At 71.1% G+C, this 26,253-nt stretch carries 18 protein-coding genes; 9 read left to right on the forward strand and 9 right to left on the reverse strand.

The genetic code is table 11. The annotated features are described in order from the left end of the window. Positions 1-44: 44 nt before the first annotated feature. Complete coding sequence (locus ACZ6ZQ_RS11100) at positions 45-1,400, reverse strand: M18 family aminopeptidase (RefSeq protein ID WP_469768233.1); 1,356 nt, start codon at positions 1,398-1,400, stop codon at positions 45-47. Between the two features lie 137 nt (positions 1,401-1,537). Beyond that, positions 1,538-3,364 carry an acyl-CoA dehydrogenase gene (locus tag ACZ6ZQ_RS11105; protein WP_469768234.1) on the reverse strand — a complete coding sequence of 609 codons (1,827 nt, stop codon included), beginning with the start codon at positions 3,362-3,364 and terminating at the stop codon, positions 1,538-1,540. Positions 3,365-3,565: 201 nt separating this feature from the next. Between ACZ6ZQ_RS11105 and ACZ6ZQ_RS11110 the strand changes: the two genes are divergently transcribed. The 3 genes from ACZ6ZQ_RS11110 (at position 3,566) to ACZ6ZQ_RS11120 (ending at position 6,456) form a co-directional block, all read left to right on the forward strand. Beyond that, positions 3,566-4,054 (forward strand): SseB family protein, encoded by a 489-nt coding sequence (locus tag ACZ6ZQ_RS11110; protein WP_469768235.1) that lies wholly within the window; start codon positions 3,566-3,568, stop codon positions 4,052-4,054. Positions 4,055-4,177: 123 nt separating this feature from the next. After that, the gene (locus tag ACZ6ZQ_RS11115; RefSeq protein ID WP_469768236.1) at positions 4,178-5,134 is read left to right on the forward strand and encodes a pirin family protein; all 957 of its coding nucleotides are present in this window, start codon (positions 4,178-4,180) and stop codon (positions 5,132-5,134) included. A 179-nt stretch (positions 5,135-5,313) separates the two neighbouring features. Further along, entirely contained in the window at positions 5,314-6,456 is a 1,143-nt protein-coding gene (locus tag ACZ6ZQ_RS11120; RefSeq protein WP_469768237.1) for an AI-2E family transporter, read from the forward strand. Here ACZ6ZQ_RS11120 and ACZ6ZQ_RS11125 read toward each other — a convergent pair. Continuing rightward, positions 6,360-8,555: an ATP-binding SpoIIE family protein phosphatase gene (locus tag ACZ6ZQ_RS11125; RefSeq protein WP_469768238.1), complete on the reverse strand. Its 2,196-nt coding sequence runs from the start codon at positions 8,553-8,555 to the stop codon at positions 6,360-6,362. The two genes, ACZ6ZQ_RS11120 and ACZ6ZQ_RS11125, sit on opposite strands and share 97 nt — an antisense overlap. 193 nt (positions 8,556-8,748) lie before the next feature. Here ACZ6ZQ_RS11125 and aspS point away from each other — a divergent pair, with 193 nt between their 5' ends. Both aspS and ACZ6ZQ_RS11135 read left to right on the forward strand, forming a co-directional pair. Beyond that, positions 8,749-10,536, forward strand: a complete 1,788-nt coding sequence (gene aspS / locus ACZ6ZQ_RS11130; protein ID WP_469768239.1) for an aspartate--tRNA ligase — start codon at positions 8,749-8,751, stop codon at positions 10,534-10,536. A 287-nt stretch (positions 10,537-10,823) separates the two neighbouring features. Next, on the forward strand, positions 10,824-11,615 hold the full coding sequence (locus ACZ6ZQ_RS11135) for a hypothetical protein (RefSeq protein WP_469768240.1): 792 nt from the start codon (positions 10,824-10,826) through the stop codon (positions 11,613-11,615). A gap of 279 nt (positions 11,616-11,894) precedes the next feature. Here ACZ6ZQ_RS11135 and metG read toward each other — a convergent pair whose 3' ends face one another. After that, entirely contained in the window at positions 11,895-13,511 is a 1,617-nt protein-coding gene (metG, locus tag ACZ6ZQ_RS11140; protein WP_469768241.1) for a methionine--tRNA ligase, read from the reverse strand. A gap of 101 nt (positions 13,512-13,612) precedes the next feature. On the opposite strand from metG, the gene ACZ6ZQ_RS11145 reads away from it, so the two are divergent. Next, positions 13,613-14,269, forward strand: coding sequence for a response regulator transcription factor (locus ACZ6ZQ_RS11145; RefSeq protein ID WP_469768242.1), 657 nt, complete (start codon positions 13,613-13,615; stop codon positions 14,267-14,269). Between the two features lie 62 nt (positions 14,270-14,331). Continuing rightward, positions 14,332-15,444, forward strand: a complete 1,113-nt coding sequence (locus ACZ6ZQ_RS11150) for a sensor histidine kinase (RefSeq protein ID WP_469768279.1) — start codon at positions 14,332-14,334, stop codon at positions 15,442-15,444. Between the two features lie 160 nt (positions 15,445-15,604). Here the strand turns inward: ACZ6ZQ_RS11150 and ACZ6ZQ_RS11155 are convergent, their stop codons facing one another. Beyond that, complete coding sequence (locus tag ACZ6ZQ_RS11155) at positions 15,605-17,422, reverse strand: VWA domain-containing protein (protein WP_469768243.1); 1,818 nt, start codon at positions 17,420-17,422, stop codon at positions 15,605-15,607. Between the two features lie 286 nt (positions 17,423-17,708). On the opposite strand from ACZ6ZQ_RS11155, the gene ACZ6ZQ_RS11160 reads away from it, so the two are divergent. Continuing rightward, positions 17,709-19,763: a PhoX family protein gene (locus ACZ6ZQ_RS11160; protein WP_469768280.1), complete on the forward strand. Its 2,055-nt coding sequence runs from the start codon at positions 17,709-17,711 to the stop codon at positions 19,761-19,763. 123 nt (positions 19,764-19,886) lie between these two features. Here ACZ6ZQ_RS11160 and ACZ6ZQ_RS11165 read toward each other — a convergent pair whose 3' ends face one another. Then, complete coding sequence (locus tag ACZ6ZQ_RS11165) at positions 19,887-20,846, reverse strand: hypothetical protein (RefSeq protein WP_469768244.1); 960 nt, start codon at positions 20,844-20,846, stop codon at positions 19,887-19,889. Positions 20,847-20,959: 113 nt separating this feature from the next. Continuing rightward, entirely contained in the window at positions 20,960-22,435 is a 1,476-nt protein-coding gene (locus tag ACZ6ZQ_RS11170; RefSeq protein ID WP_469768245.1) for an APC family permease, read from the reverse strand. 121 nt (positions 22,436-22,556) lie between these two features. Here ACZ6ZQ_RS11170 and ACZ6ZQ_RS11175 point away from each other — a divergent pair, with 121 nt between their 5' ends. Beyond that, positions 22,557-22,958 (forward strand): RNA-binding S4 domain-containing protein, encoded by a 402-nt coding sequence (locus ACZ6ZQ_RS11175; protein WP_469768246.1) that lies wholly within the window; start codon positions 22,557-22,559, stop codon positions 22,956-22,958. Between the two features lie 321 nt (positions 22,959-23,279). Here the strand turns inward: ACZ6ZQ_RS11175 and ACZ6ZQ_RS11180 are convergent, their stop codons facing one another. Both ACZ6ZQ_RS11180 and ACZ6ZQ_RS11185 read right to left on the reverse strand, forming a co-directional pair. After that, entirely contained in the window at positions 23,280-25,211 is a 1,932-nt protein-coding gene (locus ACZ6ZQ_RS11180) for an FUSC family protein (protein WP_469768247.1), read from the reverse strand. 2 nt (positions 25,212-25,213) lie between these two features. Further along, positions 25,214-26,251, reverse strand: coding sequence for an endonuclease/exonuclease/phosphatase family protein (locus ACZ6ZQ_RS11185; protein ID WP_469768281.1), 1,038 nt, complete (start codon positions 26,249-26,251; stop codon positions 25,214-25,216). Between the last annotated feature and the right edge of the window lie 2 nt (positions 26,252-26,253).

Here is a 26,253-nt window from a genome sequence, read left to right on the forward strand (position 1 = left end):
TTCCGGGTACCCGCTTCCGGAACAGCCATGCCGTGACGGCGGGTTCACCCCGGGGGGCTCACCTCGCGCGTTCGCCCCTCCAGGAAGGCCACCAGGGCGTTGGCCAGCAGATACGGGTCCTCCGCGCCGCACAGTTCGCGCGCGCTGTGCATGGACAGGATCGCCACACCGATGTCGACGGTCCTGATCCCGTGCCGGGCGGCGGTGATCGGGCCGATCGTCGTGCCGCACGGCATGGCGTTGTTGGAGACGAACGTCTGCCACGGCACCCCGGCGCGCTCGCATGCCGCGGCGAACACGGCCCGTCCGCTGCCGTCCGTCGCGTACCGCTGGTTGACGTTGACCTTGAGGATGGGGCCGCCGTTCGCGCGCGGGTGGTGCGTCGGGTCGTGCCGCTCCGCGTAGTTGGGGTGCACGGCGTGCCCGGTGTCGGACGAGAGGCAGACCGTACCGGCGAAGGCGCGTGCCTTGTCCTCGTACGTACCGCCGCGCGCGAACACCGAGCGCTCCAGCACCGACCCGAGCAGCGGCCCGTCCGCGCCGGTGTCCGCCTGGGAGCCGTTCTCCTCGTGGTCGAAGGCGGCGAGCACCGGGATGTACGTCAGGTCGTCGCGCGCGGAGACCGCGGCCAGCGCAGCCGTCCCCGCGTGCACGGACAGCAGGTTGTCCATCCGCGGACCGGCCAGCAGCTCCCGGTCCCGGCCGAGATACGCGGGCGCCTCCAGTGCGTGCGTCATCAGGTCCCAGCCGGTGATCTCCCCGGCGGAGAGCCCGGTCTCCGCCTCCAGGAAGGAGATGAGGTCGCCCTCGCCGACGGAGTCGCCCAGACCCCAGATGGGCTGCATGTGCTTCTGCTTGTCGAGCTGCAGACCCTTCTCGTGGATCGAACGGTCCATGTGGATGGCGAGCTGCGGCACGCGCAGCAGCGGCCGGTCGATGTTCACCAGCCGCGTCGTCCCGTCCCGCAGGCAGAGCCGGCCGGCCAGGCCCAGGTCGCGGTCGAGCCAGGAGTTGAGCAGCGGGCCGCCGTAGATCTCGACGGCGATCTGCCGCCAGCCGTGCGCGCCCATGTCGGGCTGGGGCTTCACCCGCAGGTTCGGCGAGTCGGTGTGCGCGCCGACGATCCGGAACGGCGTGTGGGCCTCCGCCCCCTCAGGCACGTACCAGGCGACGATCGCCCCGCCGCGCAGCACGTACTTCCCGCCGGTGCCCGCGGCGGAAGCCGTTGATGTCACGGCGTCCCAGGCGTCGGTCTCCTCGACCTGCCGGAAACCGGCCTTCTCCAGCCGCTCGGCGGCATTCGCCACGGCGTGGTACGGCGACGGGCTCGCCGCGAGGAAGGACATCAGGTCATCGGTGTGTCCGCGGTCGAAGCGGGCCGGTGCGTCACTGCTGCTCATGGTGTTCACCTTAACGAGGTACGGGGGCCCGCTCCCGGAAAGGAAGCGAGCCCCCGTTGACGAGGTCGGCCGGGGCCGGACCTAGTGTCCCTCCCGGCAAGCTCTGCCCTGTCGCGCAGACATTGCCGGTCGCGGCACTAGAACGCGGCCTCGTCCAGCTCCATCAGCTCGTTGTCGACGCCCTCGGCGATCTCGCGGGCGAGCGAGACACCCGGCAGGACGTTGGCGGCGAAGAACTTCGCGGCCGCGATCTTGCCCTGGTAGAAGGCCTTCTCCTTTGCGGAGGCGGTCTCCAGCGCCTCGGCGGCGACGGCCGCGCCGCGCAGCAGCAGGTAGCCGACAACGACGTCGCCGGAGGCCAGCAGCAGGCGGGTGGTGTTGAGGCCGACCTTGTAGATGTTCTTGACGTCCTCGCCGGTGGCGGTGAGGTCGGTCAGCATGCGGCCGACGATCGCCTCCAGGTCGACGGCGGCCTTGGCGAGCGCGTCACGGGCGCCGGCCAGCTCGTCGCCGCCGGTGCCGACCGCGAGGAACTTCTTGATCTCCTCGGCCAGCAGGTTCAGCGAGGCGCCCTGGTCGCGGACGATCTTCCGGAAGAAGAAGTCCTGACCCTGGATCGCGGTGGTGCCCTCGTAGAGGGTGTCGATCTTGGCGTCGCGGATGTACTGCTCGATCGGGTACTCCTGCAGGTACCCGGAGCCGCCGAAGATCTGCAGCGACTGGGCGAGCTGCTCGTACGCCTTCTCGGAGCCGTAGCCCTTCACGATCGGCAGCAGCAGGTCGTTCAGGCCGTGCAGCGTCTTCGCGTCCTCGCCGGCGGCCTCCTTGAAGGCGATCTCGTCCTGGACGGAGGCGGTGTAGAGAACGAGGGAGCGCATGCCCTCCGCGTACGCCTTCTGCGTCATCAGCGAGCGGCGCACGTCCGGGTGGTTCGTGATGGTGACCTTGGGCGCGGTCTTGTCCATGAACTGCGACAGGTCGGAGCCCTGGACGCGCTCCTTGGCGTACTCAAGCGCGTTCAGGTAGCCCGTCGACAGGGTGGAGATCGCCTTCGTGCCGACCATCATGCGGGCGAACTCGATGATCATGAACATCTGGCGGATGCCGTCGTGCTTGTCGCCGATCAGCCAGCCCTTGGCGGGGTGCTGGTCGCCGAACGTCATCTCGCAGGTGTTGGAGGCCTTGAGGCCCATCTTGTGCTCGACGTTCGTCGCGTAGACACCGTTGCGCTCGCCGAGCTCGCCGGTCTCCCAGTCGAAGTGGAACTTCGGCACGAGGAAGAGGGACAGGCCCTTGGTGCCGGGGCCGTGGCCCTCGGGGCGCGCCAGCACGTAGTGGAGGATGTTCTCCTCCATGTCGTGCTCACCGGAGGTGATGAAGCGCTTCACGCCCTCGATGTGCCAGGAGCCGTCCTCCTGCTGGATCGCCTTGGTGCGGCCTGCGCCGACGTCCGAGCCGGCGTCCGGCTCGGTGAGGACCATCGTGGAGCCCCACTGCTTCTCGACCGCGATCTGGGCGACCTTCTTCTGTGCCTCGTTGCCCTCCTCGAAGAGGATCCCGGCGAAGGCCGGACCCGAGGAGTACATCCATATCGCGGGGTTCGAGCCCAGGAGCAGCTCGGCGTAGGACCAGACCAGGGAGCGCGGCGCGGTCGTCCCGCCGATCTCCTCGGGCAGGCCGAGCCGCCAGTACTCGGAGTCCATGAAGGCCTTGTAGCTCTTCTTGAACGACGCCGGGACCGGCGCGGTGTTGGTCGCCGGGTCGAAGACCGGCGGGTTGCGGTCGGCGTCCTCGAAGGACTCGGCGAGGTCGTTCTCCGCGAGGCGGGCGATCTCGTCGAGGATGCTCTTGGCGGTCTCGACGTCCATCTCCGCGAACGGGCCGGTGCCGTACAGCTTGTCGCGCCCGAGGACCTCGAAGAGGTTGAACTCGATGTCGCGGAGATTCGACTTGTAGTGCCCCATGGCGACGGCTCCGTAAGGATCGGGGAGGAGGCAGGGTTCCTCGTACATCTACCAGCAAGTAGCTACGATGATGCTACCCGCCGGTAATAACGTGCAACCCCTATCGGTCATCTGTGACACGGCTCGCTGCCGCGGGCCGGTTCCCCTCGGTCGTTCCTAGGGCCTGACGCGAGGCGACTGCCGGTCGGTACGCTTGCGGGCATGTACGGCTACGACCAGAACCCCGGCGCTCAGCAGCACTACGCCGCCCCGCCGCAGCAGCCGATGTCCGGTGCCGGCATGCACGGCGCTGGTGCCGGGTACGGCGAGCAGCCGCTGTATCCCGAGCCGTCGCCGCCGTCGCTCGCGGACGCGGTGCGGGCGTTCACGACCGGGTCTCTGTCCGCGGAGGACTTCCAGCAGATCTTCGCGACGTCGAAGGTGTACTGCCCGCGCGGCGACAACCCCGGTTTCCTCGCGCTGCACAACACCCAGCAGCCGGTGATCCCTATGTTCACGTCGCTCAAGGAGCTGCGGCGGTACGCGGGCAAGGAGTCGAAGTACTTCGTGATCACGGGCGCGGAGGTGATCGACCTGCTGCCGACCGGATACGGGTTCGTCCTCGACATGGAGGGGGACCACCGGATGGTGTTCGACGCGAAGGCCGTGGAGCAGATGGTCGACTTCGCGATGCGCCGTATGTACGGATGAGCCGGTGCGGCCGATCATGGCCGACATGACGTGCGCCCGGGAATTGATCCCGGGCGTTTTCGCGTTCAGGGTGGCAAGAAGTTCAGCGTTCAACTAAACTCGGACGCACAAGGAGGTCCCGCCATGCCTGCAGTGACTGTCGAGAATCCGCTCACCCTGCCGCGCGTCGTCGCGCCCGCCGATGCCCAGGCGCGTCCCGTGCTCGCCGTGACCACGGCGCCCAGCGGATTCGAGGGGGAGGGCTTCCCGGTGCGACGTGCGTTCGCCGGGATCAACTACAAGTACCTCGACCCGTTCATCATGATGGACCAGATGGGCGAGGTGGAGTACGCGCCGGGCGAGCCCAAGGGCACCCCGTGGCACCCGCACCGCGGATTCGAGACCGTCACGTACATCATCGACGGCGTCTTCGACCACCAGGACTCCAACGGCGGTGGCGGCACCATCACCAACGGGGACACCCAGTGGATGACCGCGGGCTCGGGCCTTCTGCACATCGAGGCGCCGCCGGAGTCGCTCGTCATGTCCGGCGGTCTCTTCCACGGTCTGCAGCTGTGGGTGAACCTGCCGGCGAAGGACAAGATGATGCCTCCGCGCTACCAGGACATCCGCGGCGGCCAGGTCCAGCTGCTGACCAGCCCCGACGGCGGCGCGCTGCTCCGGGTCATCGCCGGTGAGCTGGACGGCCACGAGGGACCCGGCATCACCCACACGCCGATCACCATGGTCCACGCGACCCTGCGCCCCGGCGCCGAGATCAACCTGCCGTGGCGCGAGGACTTCAACGGTCTGGTGTACGTCCTCGCCGGCCGTGGCAGCGTCGGCACGGACCGCCGTCCGGTCCACAGCGGCCAGACCGCCGTCTTCGGCGCGGGCTCCTCGCTGACCGTCCGTGCGGACGAGAAGCAGGACTCGAACACGCCGGAACTGGAGGTCGTGCTGCTCGGCGGGCAGCCGATCCGCGAGCCCATGGCGCACTACGGGCCGTTCGTGATGAACACCCGCGAGGAGCTGCAGCAGGCCTTCGACGACTTCCAGAAGGGCCGGCTGGGCACCATCCCCGCCGTGCACGGGATGTAAGCCCGCGTAAGCCTGCGACTCGACGGCTCGGCGAAGCGACGACCCGATGCCGCGCTCGACGCACGGTCGATGCCGCGCCCGGCCCGCACTGCCGGGCGCAGCAACTCACCTGATGGGGCGTCACCCGTCCGGCCCGGACGGGCGCGCCGCGGCGCACCACGCATGATCGACTGGGGGCCGTGCCCCCGTCGCAGCCCACGCCCACGCGCCCGCCGCTCCTCCCCGAACCCGTGAAGCGGGTCGCGGCCTGGTGTGTCGTCGCGCTCCTCGTGGCCGGCGTCGCCGCGGTCGGCGTATGGCTGATCATCGTCTTCAAGACCGCCGTCACGCCCGTACTGCTCGCCCTGCTCGGTACGGCCCTGCTCCGGCCGCTGTACCGGCGGCTCGTCAAGATGAAGGTGCAGCGGTCCCTGGCCGCCGGGCTGACCTGCGCCGCCGTGGTCGCCGTCGTCGGCGGGGCCATGTACATCGTGGTCAGCGCGCTGATCGAGAGCGGTGACCAGATCATCGCCTCGCTCCGACAGGCCGCCCGGGATCTCACCAAGCACTTCGGCGCCGCCGGGACCTCGCTGGACGATCTGGCGGCCAACTCCAAGGACCTGCTCACCAAGTTCGGCGGGACGGCCGCCACGGGGGTGATCTCAGGGCTCAGCGTCGTCGGCGAGTTGGTCGCGATCGCCGTCCTCGCCCTGCTGCTGATCTTCTTCTTCCTCCGGGACTCCGACCGCGCGGTCGGCGCCCTGCGCTCCCTCGCTCCCCGCTCCACCGGAGACATCGTGGAGGCGATGGGGCGACGGGCCTTCGAGGCCGTCGAGGGCTTCATGCGAGGGACGACGTTCATCGCGCTGATCGACGCCATCTGCATCACGATCGGTCTGCTGATCCTCCGCGTGCCCGGCGCGGTCGGGCTCGGCGCCCTTGTCTTCGTCTTCGCGTACATCCCGTACCTGGGGGCCTTCATCTCCGGCACGCTCGCCGTTCTCGTCGCGCTCGCCGACCGGGGGTTCGTGATCGCGCTCTGGGCGCTCGGGGTGGTCCTCGCCGTACAGGTGATGGAGGGGCACGTCCTGCAGCCGATGATCCAGAGCCGTACCGTCCAGATGCATCCGGCGGTCGTCATGCTGGCGATCACGGCAGGCGCCGGGATCGCCGGGATCCTCGGGATGCTGCTGGCCGTGCCCCTGACCGCCGCCGCGTTCGGCGTGATCGGCGTGCTGCGGGGCCGCTACGAACCGGTCGGCGAGCCCACGGAGGGACCGGCCGAAGGCCCGGCGGGTGGTGGCGGCTCGCCGGGAGCGCCCTCCGCGGCACCCGGCTCGTAGAGCTCGAACCAGATCGACTTGCCCTCGCCCCGCGGATCCACGCCCCACACGTCCGCGAGCATCTCCATCAGCAGCAGCCCCCGCCCGGAGGACGCCCATTCGCCGGGCTGCCGCTTGTGCGGCAGCTCGTCGCTCGCGTCGGAGACCTCCACCCGGAGGCGCCGGCCGCCGTGCTCGCCCGCCGCCTCCGCCACCATCAGCGCGTCGTCGTCGGTGTGTATGAGTACGTTGGTGACCATCTCGGAGACCATCAGCACCGCCGAGTCGACCTGCTCCCCGTCCGTCCAGTCGTGCAGCAGGTCGCGCATCTGCTGCCGGGCGATCGCGAGCCGCTCCGGCTCCGCCTGGGCGACGGTGAGGACGGTACGGCGCGGGGCCCGGCGGGGCGGCCTGCCGTGCCGGGACAGCAGCAGCACCGCGATGTCGTCCTCGCGCCGGTCGGCGAGCGGCCCGGTCGTGTAGTGCGAAGCCGGGCCGTGAACGGCCTGGACGAGGGCGTCGGCGAGCTTCTCCAGCTCCAGCGAGTCGCCCTCGCCGCGGTGCTCCTCCAGCACGGCCCGGATCCGCTCCCAGCCGCTCTGCAGGTCGTGGCCGCCGGTCTCCAGCAGGCCGTCCGTGCACATCATGATCGTCTCGCCGGGTTCGAGCGAGATCCGCGTGGTCGGATAGTCCGAGTCCGGGTCGATGCCGAGCGGCAGCCCACCGGCCGTGGGCCGCAGGATGACCGTGCCGTCGGCCATCCGGATCGCCGGGTCCGGGTGCCCGGCTCGCGCGATGTCGAGGGTGCCGGTCGCCGGGTCGCACTCCAGATAGAGGCAGGTCGCGAAGCGCGGTCCGCTGTACGGGCCGATGCGTCCGACCACGTCGCCGTCGTCGTACGCCTCGCTCTCCGCGTAGTCGTGCAGCCCGACCAGGAAGCGCGATGCCCGCGAGAGCACGGCGTCGGGGCGGTGCCCCTCGGAGGCGTACGCCCGCAGGGCGATCCGCAGCTGCCCCATCAGTCCGGCCGCCCGTACGTCATGGCCCTGCACGTCACCGATGATCAGCGCGATGCGCCCGGTCGGCAGCGGGATCAGGTCGTACCAGTCGCCGCCCACCTGCAGCCCGCCGCCGGTCGGGACGTACCGCGCGGCCACCGACATCCCCGGGATGCCCGGCCCCAGGTTCGGCATCATCGAGCGCTGCAGACCGCGCGACAGCTCCCGCTCGCTCTCGGCGGCCCCGGCCCGGGCGAGGGCCTGCGCCAGCATCCGCGCGACCGTGGTGAGCACCGACCGCTCGTCGGGTGTGAAGGTCACCGGATGACGGAAGGCCGCCATCCAGGCGCCCATGGTGCGGCCCGCGACGATCAGTGGGAGGAAGGCCCAGGAGTGGCGGCCGAAGCGCTTGATGACCGGCCAGACGACGGGGTAGCGGCTGCGGTACTCCTCGGGGGACGGGATGTAGAGGGCCCGGCCGGTACGGATGACCTCGGCGGCCGGATACTCGGTGTCCAGCGGCATGTCGGCGAACGGGCCGCCGTCGACAGGGTCGTACCCGTGCTGGCCGAGGACCTTCAGCCGGCCGCCCTCGGCCCCGAAGACGACGAGACCGTCCGGCGAGAAGCCGGGCATCGACAGCGAAGCCGCGACCCGCAGCACCTCCGCCGTGGACCGGGCCTCGGCCAGCGCCCGTCCGGCGTCCAGCAGGAACGCCTCGCGGGAGCGGCGCCAGTCGCCGGTGATGGGGGTGCGGGCGCTGGTGCCCGGCTGCGGCTCCACGACCTCCTGGAGCGTGCCGATCAAGTAGTAGTCGTCGCCCTCGCCGATGGGCCTGGAGCGGCTGCGTACGGTACGCAGCACCCGGCCCTCCGCGTCGACGATCCGCATCCGTGTCTCGGCGAGGGTCCCCTCGGCGACGGCGAGCCGGACGGTGCCGCTGACCTCGTTCCAGTCGACCGGGTGGAAGCGGGCGCGCACGGCGGACACGCTGAAGGTGCCGGGTCCGGCGGGCAGCCCGAGCAGCCGGGCGGCTTCCGCGTCGAGGGTGACGGTCCCGGATACGTTGTCCCAGCGCCACAGGCCGGTCGCGATCGCGGCCAGGACGTCCTCGGTGCGCATTTTCCTACTGTATTCACGATGCGCCCACGTTCACCCGCTGGGTATCCCGCGGCTCCCGCCCGCGCCGAAAGGGCCGCCACCGCGCGGGCCGCCGCGCGATGGCGCCGCGTAATACGGAAAGGGGATCCTGGGCCGGACGGTAACCTGGGTGGGTCTGCCCACATCCCCCATCGCGAAGACTGGATGAACGACGATGCATCGGTACAGGTCCCACACCTGCGGCGAGCTCCGCGCCTCTGACGTCGGCACCGACGTGCGGCTGAGCGGCTGGCTGCACAATCGCCGAGACCTGGGCGGCATCCTCTTCATCGATCTCCGCGACCACTACGGTCTGGTCCAGCTCGTCGCCCGTCCCGGCACCCCCGCCAACGAGGCGCTCAGCCACCTGAGCAAGGAGACCGTCGTCCGTGTCGACGGCAAGGTCTCCGCCCGTGGCTCCGAGAACATCAACCCGGACCTGCCGACCGGCGAGATCGAGATCGAGGTCACCGCGGTCGAGGTGCTCGGCGCCTCCGCCCAGGTGCCCTTCACGATCAACACGGACGACGGTGTCAACGAGGAGCGGCGCCTCGAGTACCGCTTCCTGGACCTGCGCCGCGAGCGCATGCACCGCAACATCATGCTGCGCACCGCCGTCATCTCCGCCATCCGGCACAAGATGACCGCGCTCGGCTTCAACGAGATGGCGACCCCGATCCTCACCGCGAGCTCCCCCGAGGGCGCCCGTGACTTCCTGGTGCCGTCCCGCCTCAACCCGGGCAAGTTCTACGCGCTGCCGCAGGCCCCGCAGCAGTTCAAGCAGCTGCTGATGATCGCGGGCTTCGACCGCTACTTCCAGATCGCTCCCTGCTTCCGTGACGAGGACGCCCGCGCCGACCGCTCGCCGGGCGAGTTCTACCAGCTCGACATCGAGATGAGCTTCGTCGAGCAGGAGGACGTCTTCCAGCCGGTCGAGAAGCTGATGACCGAGCTGTTCGAGGAGTTCGGCAACGGCCGCCACGTCACCTCCCCGTTCCCGCGGATCCCGTTCCGCGAGGCGATGCTGAAGTACGGCTCCGACAAGCCGGACCTGCGCGCCCAGCTGGAGCTCGTCGACATCACCGATGTCTTCGAGGGCTCCGAGTTCAAGGCCTTCGCGGGCAAGCACGTCCGCGCCCTTCCGGTGCCGGCCGTCCAGGACCAGCCGCGGAAGTTCTTCGACCAGCTCGGCGAGTACGCGATCGAGCAGGGCGCCAAGGGCCTCGCCTGGGTGCGCGTGGGCGACGACGGCGCGCTGTCCGGCCCGATCGCCAAGTTCCTCACCGAGGAGAACGTCAAGGTCCTCACCGAGCGCCTCGGCCTGGCCCCCGGCCACGCGGTGTTCTTCGGCGCGGGCGACTTCGAAGAGGTCTCCAAGATCATGGGTGCGGTGCGGGTCGAGGCCGCGCGTCGTGCGGGCCACTTCGAGGAGAACGTCTTCCGGTTCTGCTGGATCGTCGACTTCCCGATGTACGAGCGGGACGCGGAGACCGGCAAGATCGACTTCTCGCACAACCCGTTCTCCATGCCGCAGGGCGGGCTGGAGGCCCTGGAGACCCAGGACCCGCTGGACATCCTCGGCTGGCAGTACGACATCGTCTGCAACGGCGTCGAGCTGTCCTCCGGTGCGATCCGGAACCACGAGCCCGAGATCATGTTCAAGGCGTTCGAGATCGCGGGCTACGACCGCGAGACCGTGGAGCAGGAGTTCTCCGGAATGCTCCGCGCCTTCCAGTTCGGCGCCCCGCCGCACGGTGGCATCGCCCCGGGCGTCGACCGCATCGTGATGCTGCTGGCCGACGAGCCGAACATCCGCGAGACGATCGCCTTCCCGCTGAACCAGAACGCGCAGGACCTGCTGATGGGCGCGCCCGCGGAGGTCGAGGAGGCCCGCCTCAAGGAGCTCCACATCAGCGTCTACAAGGGGCAGGCGAAGCCGACGCCCTACAAGCCCACCAAGTGAGGCCATCCGTACAAGCCCACCAAGTGAGGCCATAGAGCCCACGGCCGTACGCGCGGGGCCCGGAAACCGATGAGGTTCCGGGCCCCGCGCGCGTTCCCCGACAGGTTCTCCTGTGCCGCGCGTCGTCCGACGCGCCGTCTGGCGCGTTGTCAGGGCGCGTTCTCGCGTAATTCGTGCTCCTTACGAGTCGTTCGCGCCGCGTCCGCCGTCGGCCGTCCGCCCGAACGGGAAGAGAGGGCAGGGACCGGTGACGTACTGCCGGTGTCGGACGACGAGAGGACCGCGGAGTGCTGAGCACCGTACTGACCAGAGCAGTGGCGGCACGGACGGCCGTCGGACTGCTGGCCGCCGGACTGCTGCTGGGAGGCTGCGCGAAGCCCACCGCGCCGTCGCCCGCCGCGACGTCGCCCCCCGCTCCCGCCCCCGGCCCGCCCCGCGGGCAGACCGCCAAGGGGAAGGCCGTGCGGGAGTACGCGCCGCCCGCGCGGATCCCGGGCCTCGGCCCGAAGACGCGCGACCGCATCCCGGACGACACCGACCAGGCCGTCGTCGTGACCGGGGCAGCAGCGGACTCCAGCCGCTCGGCGGCCGTCCTGTACGAGCGCGACCCGGTGAAGGGCTGGAAGCCCGCCTCCGGTTCCTGGCCGGCCCACAACGGCGTCAAGGGCTGGACCGACGAGCACTGGGCCGGGGACAACCGCTCGCCCATCGGGGTCTTCGGGCTCACCGACGCGGGCGGCCGGCTGCCCGATCCGGGCACGAGGCTCCCGTACCACGAGACCTCCCTGTTCAACGCCCAGGGCACGGGTTTCATGGGGGAGCCGCTGGAGGGCTCCTTCGACTACGTCGTCGCCATCAACTACAACCGCACGGTGGGTACGTCCCCGCTCTACGACGACGACCCGCGTCCCCTGGGCTGGGACCGGGGTGGCGGGGTCTGGCTCCACGTCGACCACAAGGGCCCCACGCAGGCGTGCGTGTCGCTCGCGCGGGAGCGGATGCGGGATCTGCTGCTGTGGCTGGACCCGGACAAGCAGCCGGTGGTGGTGATGGGGGACGCGGCGTCGCTGTCGCGGTGAGCGACGACAGCGACGACGAGGGGCCCGGAACCGTACGGTTCCGGGCCCCTCCGGCCACGTCCGCGGGCGCGTCACGCGGCCTCGGTCCTTCTTCGGCTCCGCCGAAGCCTCGGTCCTTCTTCGGCTCCTCCAGGCGCGGGCTGCATCTTTCCGGGGGCGACCCCCGAACCCCCGCATGTTCCTGCGCCGGAGCCTCGGTCCTTCTTCGGCTCCTCCAGGCGCGGGCTGCATCTTTCGGGGGGCGACCCCCGAACCCCCGCATGTTCCTGCGCCGGAGCCTCAGTCCTTCTTCGGCTCCTCCAGGCGCGGGAACAGCACCGCGCCCTTTGTCACCGTCGAGCCGGCCGGGAGCCGGCCCCAGTCCGCCGCGTCCTGGACGCGCTGGTCCGCCAGGGCGCCCAGCGTCGCCTGTGCACCCAGCGAGTCCCACAGCTGCTGCGAGGTGTCCGGCATGACCGGGTTCAGCAGGACCGCCACGGCCCGCAGGGACTCGGCCGCCGTGTACAGGATGGTCGCGAGGCGGGCCCTGCCCTCCTCCGATTCGTCCTTGGCGACCTTCCACGGCTCCTGCTCCGTGATGTAGCCGTTGACCTGCTTCACGAAGTCGAAGATCGCCAGGATGCCGCCCTGGAAGTCCAGCTCCTCGCCGATCCTCCGGTCCGCCTCGGCCACGGCCTTCGCCAGGCCCTCCTGGACCGCCTTCTCCGCCTCGCCGGCCGCCGTCGCCTCCGGCAGCGCACCGCCGAAGTACTTGCCGACCATCGCGGCGACGCGCGACGCCAGGTTGCCGTAGTCGTTGGCGAGCTCGCTCGTGTAGCGGGCGGTGAAGTCCTCCCACGAGAACGAGCCGTCCTGGCCGAACGCGATCGCGCGCAGGAAGTACCAGCGGTACGCGTCCACGCCGAAGTGCGAGGTCAGGTCCTGCGGCTTGATGCCCGTCAGGTTCGACTTCGACATCTTCTCGCCGCCGACCATCAGCCAGCCGTTGGCCGCGACCCTGCCGGGCACCGGCAGGCCCTGCGCCATCAGCATGGCGGGCCAGATGATCGCGTGGAAGCGGAGGATGTCCTTGCCGATCAGGTGCACGTTCGCCGGGAAGGTCTCCTCGAACTTCGCCGGGTTCTCGTTGTAGCCGACCGCCGTCGCGTAGTTCAGCAGGGCGTCGATCCACACGTAGATGATGTGCTTCTCGTCCCACGGCACCTTGATGCCCCAGTCGAAGGTCGACCGGGAGATCGACAGGTCCTGCAGGCCCTGCTTCACGAAGTTCACGACCTCGTTGCGGGCGGACTCGGGCTGGATGAAGCCGGGGTTCGACTCGTAGAACTCCACCAGCTTCGGGCCGTACTCGCTGAGCTTGAAGAAGTAGTTCTCCTCCTTGAGGATCTCCACCGGCTTCTTGTGCACGGGGCACAGCTTCTGCCCGGCGTACTCGCCCTCGCCGTCCAGCAGGTCGCCGGGGAGCTTGTACTCCTCACAGCCCACGCAGTACGGGCCCTCGTACCCGCCCTTGTAGATCTCGCCCTTGTCGTACAGGTCCTGCACGAACTCCTGGACGCGGTCGGTGTGCCGCTTCTCCGTCGTACGGATGAAGTCGTCGTTCGCGATCTCCAGGTGCTCCCAGAGGGGCTTCCAGGCCTCCTCCACGAGCTTGTCGCACCACTCCTGCGGGGTGACGCCGTTCGCCTCCGCGGTGCGCATGACCTTCTGACCGTGCTCGTCCGTGCCGGTGAGGTACCACACCTTCTCGCCGCGCTGACGGTGCCAGCGCGTGAGCACGTCGCCTGCGACGGTCGTGTAGGCGTGGCCCAGGTGAGGAGCGTCGTTGACGTAGTAAATGGGGGTCGAGACGTAAAACGCCTTCGTCCCCTGCTTCTCGGATCCAGTGGCCGCCATGGTCGAAATCCTAACGGCCGCCGGAAGATCGACTCACACCTATAACGGGCGCCCACCCGGCGGAGACGTTTCCGAAACGTCCGCTGCTGTAGAAACACGGCATGCGGGTACTGGTCGCCGAGGACGAAGAGACACTGGCGGAACTGGTCGCCACCGGGCTGCGGCGGGCCGGCTTCGCCGTCGACACCGTGTACAGCGGCGACGCCGCGCTCGCGTATCTGGGGCTGCACGACTACGACGTCGTCGTCCTCGACCGCGATCTGCCGCGGGTGCACGGGGACGAGGTGGCGCGTTCACTGGTCGCCGGCGCGTCCCGGACCCGGATCCTGATGCTGACGGCGGCCGCGTCGACGGAGGACCGGGTCGAGGGGCTCGATCTCGGGGCCGACGACTATCTGGCCAAGCCGTTCGAGTTCCCCGAGCTGGTGTCGCGGGTGCGGGCGCTGCGGCGGCGCAGCGCCCGGCCGCCGGTGCCGCCGCTGCTGGAGCGGTGCGGGGTGCGGCTCGACAGTGTGCGCAGGACGGCGGAGCGCGACGGGCGGGAGCTGGACCTCTCCCCGAAGGAGTTCTCCGTGCTGCAGATCCTCCTGGAGGCGGACGGGGCGACGGTGTCGGCGGAGGAACTGCTGGAGCGGGCGTGGGACGCGCACACGGACCCGTTCACGGGGGCGGTGCGGGTGTGCATGAGCAAGCTGCGGGGGAAGCTGGGGGAGCCCAGGTTGATCCGCACGGTGCAGGGTGTGGGGTACGTGCTGTGACCTCGTACCCCGGCGCCGGTTCGTATCTGGGGCCCGGCTCCACGATCCGGACGCGGATCGCGATGGTCTACGGCGCGGTCTTCCTGGTCCTCGGAGCGTGCCTGCTCGCGATCGTGAACCTGCTGTCGCGGGCCGGTACGCGGGACGAGGCGGCGGCGATCGCCCTGCGGGAGACACGGGTGCTGGAACCGGTCACCGTGTACCGGCTGACCGACAACGTGTCCGACGCGGCCTCGCAGCAGATGCTGATGTGGTCGTCGTTCGCGCTGCTGGCGACGGCGGCGTGCGCGGTGTTCGTCGGGTGGTGGATGGCGGGGCGCGTCCTGCGTCCCGTACACGAGATGACCGCGAAGGCGCGGCGGCTGTCGGAGCACACGCTGGTGGGGGTCCCCCCGGGCGGAGCCTGGGGGAGGATCGCGGTGCGTGGTCCCGACGACGAGCTGAAGGAGCTCGGCGACACGATCGACGCGCTGCTGGCGCGGCTGGAGACGGCGTTCGACAGCCAGCGGAGGTTCGTCGCGAACGCGTCGCACGAGCTGCGGACACCGCTCGCGACGCAGCGCGCGGCGATCCAGGTGGGTCTGGACGAGTCCGCGTCGGCGGAGGAACTGGCCGCGGTGAAGCGGGTGCTGCTGGACAGCAACCGGCGCAGTGAGCGGCTGATCGAGGGGCTGCTGGTGCTGGCGCGCAGCGAGCGGGGTCTGGAGAAGAAGGAGGACGTCGACCTCGCGGAGGTCGCCGGGGAGGAGTGCGAGCGGTACGGGGTCGCCGTCCTGGCCTCGCGGGGTGACGTGGTCCGCGGGAACCGGCTGCTGCTGGCCCAGCTGGTGCGGAACCTCGTGGCGAACGCGGTGACGTACAACGTGCCGGGCGGGGCCGTGGAGGTGCGGGTGGGCGGGGGTGACCTCGTGGTCGCGAACACCGGGCCGGTGATCGCCGCAGCGGACGTCCCCGCTCTTTTCGAGCCGTTCCGGCGGGGGGAGGGGCGGGACCGGATGGGGCCGGGGGCGGGGCTCGGTCTGTCCATCGTGCGATCCATCGCCGTGGCGCACGGCGGGACGGTGGAGGCGGAGCCGGGTGCGGAGGGCGGGCTCGTGGTGCGCGTGAGCCTGCCCTCCGCCGTCCCTGGCGGGGATCCTGACAGTGATCCTGGCGGGAACCCTGGTTGGGTCTAGTGCCCCTCCCGGCAAGCTTTGCCCTGTCGCGCCGCCCGGCACGCAGCCATGCTGCGTTGGCCAAAAGCCCTGGTAGCTCCGCTACAAGGACTTCCGGCCGCCTTGCGATGGCACGCACCGGACGTCGCTCCTCGACGGGCAGACATTGCCGGTCGCGGCACTAGCCGTTGCGGCTGTTCAGCCACTCCGGGAAGGCGCCGAGAAGCCCCGCGTACAGCTCGTCGTCGGTGAGCTCACGGGGGTCGGGGCCGGCGTGGAAGAAGGCGGCGTTGTCGGCCTGGAGCTTCCGGAGGAAGTCGAAGCCCTTGGCGTCGTACTCGCCGAATGCCACGAACTGCCAGAAGACCGGCTTTCCGGCGGTGTCGGCGAGGGCCTGCTTGGCCGGCTGCTTGGCATCCGGCGCGCCGTCGGTCTGGAAGACGACCAGGGCGGGGCCTTCGGAGCCGGACTTCTCGAAGTGCTCGACGACCTCCTCGACGGCCCGGTGGTAGCTGGTCCGCCCCATGTGTCCGAGCCCGGCGTGCAGCTCGTCCACGCGGCCCTCGTAGTCGTCGAGGCCGAGGTCCCCGGTCCCGTCGATGTCGGTCGAGAAGAACACGACGTGCACGGACGCGGCCTCGTCGAGGTGCGCGGCGAGTGCGAGCGTCTGCTCACCGAGCTGCTGGGCGCTGCCGTCCTTGTAGTAGGGCCGCATCGACCCGGACCGGTCCAGCACGAGATACACCCGTGCCCGGGCCCCGGCCGCACCCGCGCCCTTCAGCGCGGTCCCGGCCGCCTTGTACGCCCCGACCAGCCCGGCGGCGCGAGCCTTGACGCGGGCGAGGGAGTGGGCGGGCTTTCCGGCGGTGTCGCCTGCGGTGTCGCTCACCGCGGGTGCGGCGGGTGCGGCGGGTGCGGCGGGTGCGGTGGGTGCGGTGGGTACGGCCTCGGCCTCCGCCTGGGGGGCGTCGGCGGTGTCGCTCGCGGCGGGCGTGGTTTCTGCGGGGCCGGGGACGGTGGTGTCGTCCGGCGTCGCCGTGGCGGTGTCTGTGGCCGCTGCGGCGACCGGCTCCGCCGGCTCGTCGGCGGGCACGGTCGGGGCCTCGTCGGTCTCGGCGCTCGTGGCGGGCGCCTCCTCCACGGCGGCGGGCACCTGCGCGGCAGGGGTTTCTTCCTCTGCGGCGGGCTCGACCGCCTCGACCACCTCGCCCGCCTCATCGTCGGTGTCGCTCGCGGCGGGCACCTGCGCGGCGGGGGCTTCTTCCTCCGCGGCGGCCACCTGCTCCGGCGTCGCGGTGGTGTCGGCGGGCTTTGCCTGGGCGGGGATGGTGGCTTCAGCGGCCGGCCGGTCGGCGGTGTCGCCTGCGGTGTCGTCTGCGGCGGGCTCGACCCCTTCGTCGGTGGTGTCGCTCGTGGCGACCGTCTGCGCGGCGGGGGTTTCTTCCTCCGCGGCGGGCTCGACCGCCTCGACCGCGTCCTCGGCGGTGTCGCTCGCGGCGGGCGCCTCGTCGGACATGGTGGTCTCGGGCTGCGGAGCGTCGTCGCTCGACGGTGCCTCCGTCGGCTGGACGGTGTCCTCAACAGCGTCGGCTTCCGCCTGTGCGGGCTCCGGCTCGGCGGGCGCCTCGGCGGTGGTCTCGTCCGTGGACGGCAGGTCGGCGGCCGCCGCGGCCTCGGCAGCGTCCGGCGCGTCGGCAACGGCGGGCGCGGACGCCGGCTCGCTGTCGGTCTGCGGCGCCGGTACCGAGGCCGTGGGCTCCTGTGGCGCGTCGTCCGTCGTGCGGGCCGACGGGATCGTCGGGCGGGACGGCTTGGGGTTGTCGAAGGCCGCCGCCACCAGCTCGGCCGCGTGAGCCGCCTCCGAGGAAGAGGGTGTTGTGGTGGGTGCCTCGGCCTGGGGCGGGACGGAGGCGGGGGCCGTAGTCGTAGTGGTCGGGGCCGACGACGACTCCGTACGCTCGCGTCCAAACACCTTGCGCAGCAAGCTCCGAATGCCCATGGGCGAGGCCTTTCGCGTGAATTGGGTGCGCTCATTGTCCAACAATGTCCGGTCCAAGGGCGGCAACGCCGCAACCGTGGGCCAGGGCGGACACGTAAGGTTAGCCGCCGCCCGTTCCGCACCATCGCAAGGCCCTCCGGCGTAAGGACCACCTCGGTCGCCGGGCATTCATCCCCCGTTCACTTCACCGCCTCCGCACTGCACACGTGTGCCCCTAGCGTCACGGCCGGACATATTCCGACACGATGTCGGCGCGGGGTGCGCCGAAGGGGAGATGGGGGAAGAAGTGCGCAAACTGCTGCCGCTCCTGAGCTCGAACCACGCGGGCGGCCGGTCCGCTCTCACGTGCCGTTACCGCTGTGGTGACGCCTGTTTCCATGAAGTGCCGAACACCAGCGACAACGAGTACGCCGGCGACATCATCGCCGGTGCCCTCTCCCGGCGTTCGATGATGCGCGCCGCCGCCGTCGTGACCGTCGCCACCGCCGCCGGCGGCGCCGTCGTCACGCAGAGCGCCCCGTCCGCGCAGGCCGCGACGGCCGCCGCCGCGACCGGCACTCGCCACGGCAGCACCGGCAGCGGTGCCCGCGGCCTCCGCTTCACCCCGGTCGCCCCCAACACCGCCGACCAGGTGACCGTTCCCACCGGCTACACCCAGAACGTCGTGATCCGCTGGGGCGAGCCCATCCTCCGCGGCGCCCCCGCCTTCGACGCCGACAACCAGACCGCCAAGGCGCAGGCCGGCCAGTTCGGCTACAACAACGACTTCCTCTCCCTGCTGCCCCTGCGTGAGCACGGCCGCCAGGTCCTCGTGGCCAACCACGAGTACACGGACGAAGTCCTGATGTTCACGGGTTACGACGCGGCCAACCCGACCCGCGAGCAGGCCGAGATCGCCTGGGCCGCGCACGGCCTCTCCGTCGTCGTGGTGCAGGAGGAGCGCAAGAGCGGCAAGCTCACGCCCGTCACCCGGCACCACCTCAACCGCCGCCTGACGGCCACGAGCGAGTTCCGGCTCACCGGCCCGGCCGCGGGCAGCGCCCTGCTGAAGACCTCCGCCGACCCGACCGGCACCAAGGTCCTCGGCACGCTCAACAACTGCGCCGGCGGCACCACCCCCTGGGGCACCACGCTCCACGGCGAGGAGAACTTCAACCAGTACTTCGCCAACGGCTCCAGCGCCACCGACAAGCGCTACGGCATCGGCAGCGGCGCCTCCGAGCGCAAGTGGGAGCGTTTCGACAAGCGCTTCGACGTGGCGCAGGAGCCCAACGAGTCGCACCGCTTCGGCTGGGTCGTCGAGCTCGACCCGTACGACCCCGACTCCACGCCCCGCAAGCGCACCGCGCTGGGCCGCTTCAAGCACGAGGCCGCGCAGCCGCGTCTGACCCGCGACGGCCGCCCGGTCGTCTACATGGGCGACGACGAGCGCTTCGACTACTTCTACAAGTTCGTCTCGTCGAAGCGGATGAAGAAGGGCAATTCGCGGGCCGCCCACGAGCACAACCTCACCCTCCTCGACGAGGGCACCCTCTACGTCGCCAAGCTCACCGGCGACTCCCCCGGCGAGATCGACGGCACCGGCAAGCTCCCGAACGACGGCGAGTTCGACGGCACCGGCGTGTGGATCCCGCTGGCCACCGGCGATGTCTCGCACGTCCCGGGCATGACCGCCGAGGAGGTGTACGTCTTCACCCGCCTCGCCGGTGACAAGGTCGGCGCCACCAAGATGGACCGCCCCGAGGACGTCGAGCCGAGCCCCCGCACCGGTCGTGTCTACGTCGCGCTGACGAACAACAAGGACCGTGGCGCTGCCGGCAAGGCTCCCGCCGACGAGGCCAACCCGCGCAACCTCAACAAGCACGGCCACATCCTGGAGCTCGCCGAGCACTGGGACGACCCGACGAGCGACGGCTTCGCCTGGCGGCTGTTCCTCGTCGCGGGCGACCCGGCCGACTCGGCGACGTACTTCGCGGGCTACCCGAAGGACAAGGTCAGTCCTATCTCCTGCCCGGACAACGTGGCCTTCGACCCGCACGGCAACCTGTGGATCTCCACCGACGGCAACCAGCTCGGCTCGCACGACGGCCTGTTCGGTGTCGCCACGCAGGGCGAGCGGCGCGGTGAGCTGAAGCAGTTCCTCACCGTCCCCAAGGGCGCCGAGACCTGCGGTCCGATCATCCAGGACCGCCGGGTGATCGTCGCCGTCCAGCACCCGGGTGAGATCGACGGCGCCACTGTCGAGAAGCCCGCGTCCGTGTGGCCCGACGGCCCGGGCAAGATCGTGCGCCCGTCCGTCGTCGCCGTCTACCGCACGGACGGCCGCGACATCGGCGTCTGACTCCGGTGACCCCTGCGGGTCCGGCAGCTCCCGCCGGACCCGCAGGGAGGGGTCGGCCCGCAGGCAAGGCCCAGCCCCGCAGGGAGAGCCCGGTCCCGCAGGCAGGGGCCCGCAGTCAGGCGTTCACCCCAGGCCCGCCGCCTTGCGGAAACGTATGAACTGCTCCGCCGGGTCTCCCGTGTACGACCAGGGCACACGCGCCGCCCGCGCCCCCAGCATCGTGAACAGCCTGCGGGCGATCTCCGTTTCCCCCGCGTAACAGGCCGCGTGGGCAAGATAGTTGAGCTCGGCGATCTCCTCCGGGAGGACAGGACCGTTCTCCCGTCCGCCGATCCACCGCTCCCAGGTACGCCGCACCTCCGTCACCGCCAGCTCGTGCTTCCAGTGCTGGCCGAAGTCGCGGACCGGGGCCCGGCCCCGGGAGCCCTCGGCGACGTACCGGAACTCCTCCACCCGCGCGATCTGTACGAGCACCGGCAGGGGGGAGCCGGGCGGCGCCGCACCCGCCGCGTCGCGCGCGAAGTCGTACATCGCGCCGTGCGTGCCGTGCCATCGCGCCGACCAGTAGCGCAGCAGCTGCACATGGCCCTCGATGTTGCCCGGGTCACGGCGCCGCAACTCGTCCCACCACCCGCGCAGTTTGCGCCGCGCGACGCCGCCCTCGTACAGCCGGGCCACCGTCAGCAGCGACACCCACGGCATCGGGTCGGCGGGCGCCGCCTCCGCCGCGCCGATGCAGGCCATCACCGCCACGTCGATCCGGTCGCGGTCGACGACGGCTCCCCGGCCCGCGGCGATGGCCCGGTCGAAGACCCGGACCACCTCGGTCGCGGCGCGCAGCACGGCCGCGTCCGGGTTGTCGGGTTCGGCCGCCCGCCACGCCTCGACCACCGACGAACCCGCCGCGGCGTGCGAGAGCTGCCGCAGCCGGTGGGTGCGGCGCGGCCAGTCCTGGCCGGTGGCGTGCAGCAGATCCCGTACGCCCTGCCAGCGCCCGATCACGATGTCGTGGCGGGTCTCCGTGAGCGCGCGGTCGCCGAAGTCCGGGTCGAAGTCCAGCTCGAAGCGGCGGCGAGCGGCCATGTCTGCCTGCTTTCTGCGGTCACAAGTCAGAGTCAGTCAGAAGTCACACGTCAGTTCACACGGCAGAGTCACATGTCAGTTCACGCATCGGAGTCACACGTCGGAGTCACACGTCAGAAGTCGGTGGCCATGGCATCGCGGGCACTGTCCCGCCGTGCGGAGGAGGAACCGTCGTACGGCTCCTCCGCCTCGATCGCCCGGGCCGCGTCGAGCTTCGCGGGCCGGTAGTACGCACTTCCCCGCCGCCAGTACCAGAGCATCGGCACCACGCCGACGGCCAGCCCGCCGAGGCCGATCGCGATCGAGGCCGTGCTCAGCTCGCCGAGCGACTCGAAGAAGATCCAGAACATGAAGACGGCGCCGAGGGACGGCCACAGCCCGCCGAGCAGGAAGTTCTGTACGGACGTCAGCAGCATCTTGCGGTACGCGACGACCGCCGCGATCCCCGCCAGTCCGTAGTAGACCGCGATCTGCAGCGAGATCGCGCTGACCGCGTCGGAGAGGATGTCGCCTACCGTGCCGAGGGCGGTCGCCGCCACGAACATCACGAGGGCGACCGCGCCGACCACGGCGATCGCCACCCACGGCGTGTTCCAGCGCCGGTGCACCGTGCCGAGCGCGGCCGGCATCGTACGGTCCCGGCCCATGGCGAAGAGCGAGCGCGTGACCTGGATGAGGGTGGTCTCCAGGGTGGCGACGGTCGACAGCATCACCGCGATGATCAGCAGCTTTCCGCCGACGCCGGGCCAGATCGCGTCGCCGAGCACGCCGAGGACGTTTCCGCTGCCCGCCTGGATCTGCTCGGAGGTGAGGATGACGTTGACGGCGATCGTGAACGCCTCGAAGAGGAGGAAGACGACGCCGACGCCGACGAGGGCGGCGAGGCCGGCGGTCCTGCGGCTGTTACGGGTCTCCTCGCTGAGATTGCTGGTGACGTCCCAGCCCCAGTAGTAGAAGGCGGCGATCAGCGCGCCCGAGGCGAATCCGGACGCCCCGTCGAAGTGCGAGAAGCCCAGCCACGACCAGTCGAAGGCGACTGCGGAGCCCTTGTGCAGAAGGGCGGCGAGCAGGAAGAGCACGAGGACCAGCACCTCGACCCCGGACATCAACAGCTGTGCCCGTACGGTCAGCCGCGCGCCGCCGAGGACCACCAGCAGCATCACCACGAACCAGCAGGCGCCGACGGTCGTGGCGAGCGCGGTGTTCGTGGCGAGATCCGCGTCGAAGAGGGCGAGGGTCATGGCCCCGGCCGGCAGGGAACCCGCCACCATGAAGATCGTCGCGGAGACGACCAGGGCCCAGCCGGAGAGGAAGCCCAGAAAGGGGTGGAGGGTGCGGCCCACCCAGGAGTAGCTCGCCCCGGCGTTGACGTCGATCCGGCCGAGGCGGCTGAAGGCCAGGACGATGCCGAGCATGGGTATCGCGCAGTACAGCAGCGCGGCGGGGCTGCCCAGGCCGACGGCGCCGACCAGGACGGCGGTGGTCGCGGCGAGCGAGTACGCGGGGGCGCTGCCGGCAACCGCCATCACGATCGTGTCGAACGTACCGAGGACATTGGGCTGAAGCCCTCTGCCGGAGTTGCTGCTCATCGAATGTCCTTGTGTGGCAGGGCATGTGGCGATGGATCAGTGATCGTCGGCCGCGCTGAATGGATGACTCCGCAACGGCGGGACGGAGCGCATCGTAGTCGCCCCCCGTACCCTCGGTGGTATGACGGATGGCGAAGGGACCGTGGGGACGGCGGAAGGGACCGTACGGGTCGACAGCTGGATCTGGTCCGTGCGGCTCACCAAGACCCGCTCGCAGGCGGCGACGGCCTGCCGGGGCGGGCATGTCCGGGTGAACGGGGAGCGCGTCAAGCCGGCCCATGCGCTGAAGGCCGGCGACGAGGTGCGGCTGTTCCACGCGGGCCGGGAGCGGCTCGTGGTCGTCTCCCGCATCATCCGCAAGCGCGTAGGCGCGCCCGCGGCCGTGCAGTGCTACGTGGACAACAGCCCGCCGCCCCCGCCGCGCGAGTTCCTGGCCCCGATGGGTGTACGCGACCGCGGTACGGGCCGCCCGACGAAGCGTGAGCGGCGGGATCTGGACCGGCTGCACGGGCGGGGCGCCTGAACCCCGGGAGTCCGCAGCGCCCGGAGCGTCCGCAGCGCCCGGAGCCCGGGCCCCGGACTCCGGGCCGCCCCCAACGGGCTCCGGTACGCTGCCGAGCCGGAAGGGCACTCGAGCGCACGATTACCGCAGGTTCGTCTGTCCGGAGTCGGTCCTGTCGGACCGCAGTTCGAATGATCACTTGACCCGGGTCATGACTCCCTGACACGGGGATCACCCAGGTGGCTGTTGGTGGTCTGATTCGGCGATTCCGACGGCAGTGGGCAGCCGTTCGGCGAGAAGTCCCCGTCGGCGGTTCTCGGCCGGGTGCGGCCCCGGTGGGGGTCAGCGACGGGGCGACGTGATCGCGCGGGCCGCCGTGACTTCGTGGCGCAGCGGTGCGAGGACGCTCTGCTCGTCGCCCTTCAGATGCGCGCGGACCTCGACGAGCTCTTCGCTGGAGCGGATGCCGTCCGCGAGCCCGTGCAGCTGGCCCACGACCGCGGCGACCTCGTCCGGCGCGGGCGGCGCCGCGCCGTGGTCGACGCGGACCCGGGCCGCGGTCGTCGCGTCCGCGATCCGCTCGACGGCGACGACGAGCGGCCACCACGCGGCGGCCCGCGTGCCCGTCGGCGGCGGCTCGGTGAGGGCCCGCTGGAACTCCGAACGCACGGTCGACAGGTCCCGGTACAGCCGGCGCCGGGACCGTACCCGCTCGCCCTGGTCGGCGTCCGCGCCGAAGGCCAGCTCCACATAGTGCGCCGCGTGCTCGACGGAGTCCGCGAGCCGGTCCCCGATCCTGCTTCGCCAGCTCTCCGGCCACAGCAGATAGCCCGCGATCAGCGCGATCGCGCAGCCGATCAGGCTGTCGACCAGGCGCGGTCTGATCAGCCCGATGCCCTGGCGGTTGAGCAGGTCGGACAGGAGCAGGATGACGGGAGTGATCGCCGCCGTCTGGAACGCGTATCCCTTCACCGAGAACGCCGGGATCAGCGCCGCCAGCACCACCATCACCGGCACGTACCACCAGCCGCGCGGCACCTCCGCCAGCACCGCCATGGCGACCACCAGCCCCGCCGCCGTGCCCAGCGCACGCAGCACGGCCCGTGAGAAGACCGAGCCGAAGTCCGGCTTGAGGACGAAGGTGACGGTGAGCGCGACCCAGTACGAACGGTCCACGGCGACCAGTGAGACCAGCGCCTGCGCGATGCCGATGCAGAGCGCGAGCCGCAGCCCGTACCGCCAGGACGCCTCGGAGAGCAGCACATCGCGGGCCGTGCGGCGGGTCCGGATGCGCAGGGCGGCGGGGCGGCCGAGGCGGTCGTCCACGTTGTAGGGATCGGCGTCGGCCTTGTGGACGACCGTCGCCGCATGCCGCAGGGCTTGGTCGACGGCCAGCCCGGCAGGGGTGTCCGGGTGCGGCAGTTCGAGTTGGGGCGTGCCCGTGCGGCCCTCCTCGACGGCGTCCGCGAGTGCCCGCACCGCCGCCGGGATCGCGTCGGGCAGCGGGCGGCCCTGCTGATGGGCGGCGGGGGCGGCCTCGACGAGCGGAATGACGACGTTGAGCTGGGCCAGCAGCCGTACGAGGGACGGATTGCGGCCGTGGTCGTGGGCACGGCGGGCCAGGACCAGGTCGTAGGAGGTGTTCAGGGACTGGGTGACGGCCTGCCGGCGCTCGTCGTACGCGTCGCTGCCCGCCGCCGCGAGGAGATCGGCGACCGCACGGTACGTGCCGGCCACCGCCGACCGCTCGGGCACGCCGCCGCGCAGCGGCCAGCCGAGCAGCGACAGGACGAGGACGAAGACGCCGCCGAGGCCGAGCAGGAGCGGGGCCTTCCACCAGGGGCTGGGCATCGGCAGCCCGGCCCCGACGACCGCGTTGAGCAGAAGCAGCAGCCCGGACACGGAGGCGACCGCGCCGATCGACGAGATCATCCCGGAGACGAGCGCGACGAGGGTGAGAACACCGACCGCGACCCAGCCCTCGCCGTACACGAGCGTGCCGAGCGTGACGCCGAGGGCGCCGAAGACCTGCGGGACGGCGATGTTGAAGATCCGCATCCGGTAGGCGTCGGCGGTGTCGCTGATGACGCCGGACAGGGCACCCATCGACACCAGCGCCCCGTACACCGGCTGGTCGACGGCGAACCCGACGGCGAGCGGGGCGGCGAGGGCGATGGAGGCGCGGACGACCGCGGCCCAGGGGATGGGCGCGGGCTGCGGACGCAGCCCCGCCACCAGCCAGGCCGGCGGTGCCAGCCGTATACGGTCCGCCATGGTCACCCACTGTGCAGTGCGAGTTCGACGATCAGGGCACGGTGGTCGGTGCCGGAGAAGTCGAGGAACCGAGCATCACGTACCTCGAAATCATCGCTCACCAGCACATGGTCGATCTGGGCGCCCAGCGGTCGGGGCACGGTGGCGGGCCAGGACGGGGTCCGGAACGCCCCGGCGAGGCGGGCGCTGTCGTACAGACCGCCGGCATCGAGGACGCGGCGGAAGGCGGCGTGGTCCTGGGAGGCGTTGAAGTCCCCTGCGAGGATCGTCGGTGCTCCCTCGCCATCGGCGGCCCACGCCCGCACCCGGCCGAGCTCCTCGCGCCAGGGCCCCAGCCCGCCGGGGACGGGCGGCAGCGGGTGGGCGAGCTGCACCCGGACCTTCCGGCCGCCGATCCGCGCCTCGGCGCCCGGCATCGCCAGCTCGCTCGGGATCCCGGCGGTTGCTTCGAGCGGGTGTACGGAGAGGATCGCGGAGCCGGACGCGAAGTCGCCCGCCACGACCTGCCGGTACGGGTAGTCGGCCCGCGGGATCCCGGCCGCGAGGGCGTCGCTGCACGTCCGGTCGCACTCCTGGACGAAGACCAGGTCCGGTTTCTCGCGCCGGACCGCCGCGATCAGGTCGGGCGTGGCGTGCCCGAACTCCACGTTGGCGGTGAGCACTTCGAGCCGGGCGACGGCCGGTCCACGCGGCGGTTCTGGCTCGGGCCCGTACGGCCGCGCGTACCAGCCGGTCACGGCGAGGAGGACCAGGGCCCAGACGAGGAGCACCCGGCGCCGGGCGGCAGCGGCGAGCAGAAGCCCCGGTCCGGCGGGCACGAGCAGCCACGGCAGGAACGCGAGCAACTGCGGCACAGGCGTGTACCCGTCCACGCCCGCGACCCGGCAGCCGACGACCACGGACACCCCGCCGAGCAGCACGCCCGCGATCCACGCGGCCCCGGTCCGCCAGGGCGAGCACCGTGGCAGCCCGGGGGGCGGCGGGACGACGGCCCCGGGCTCGAAGGCGGCGCCGGGGAGGGGAGGGCGGTCGGGCTCCATGA

The organism is Streptomyces sp. NPDC053673, from assembly GCF_055585225.1.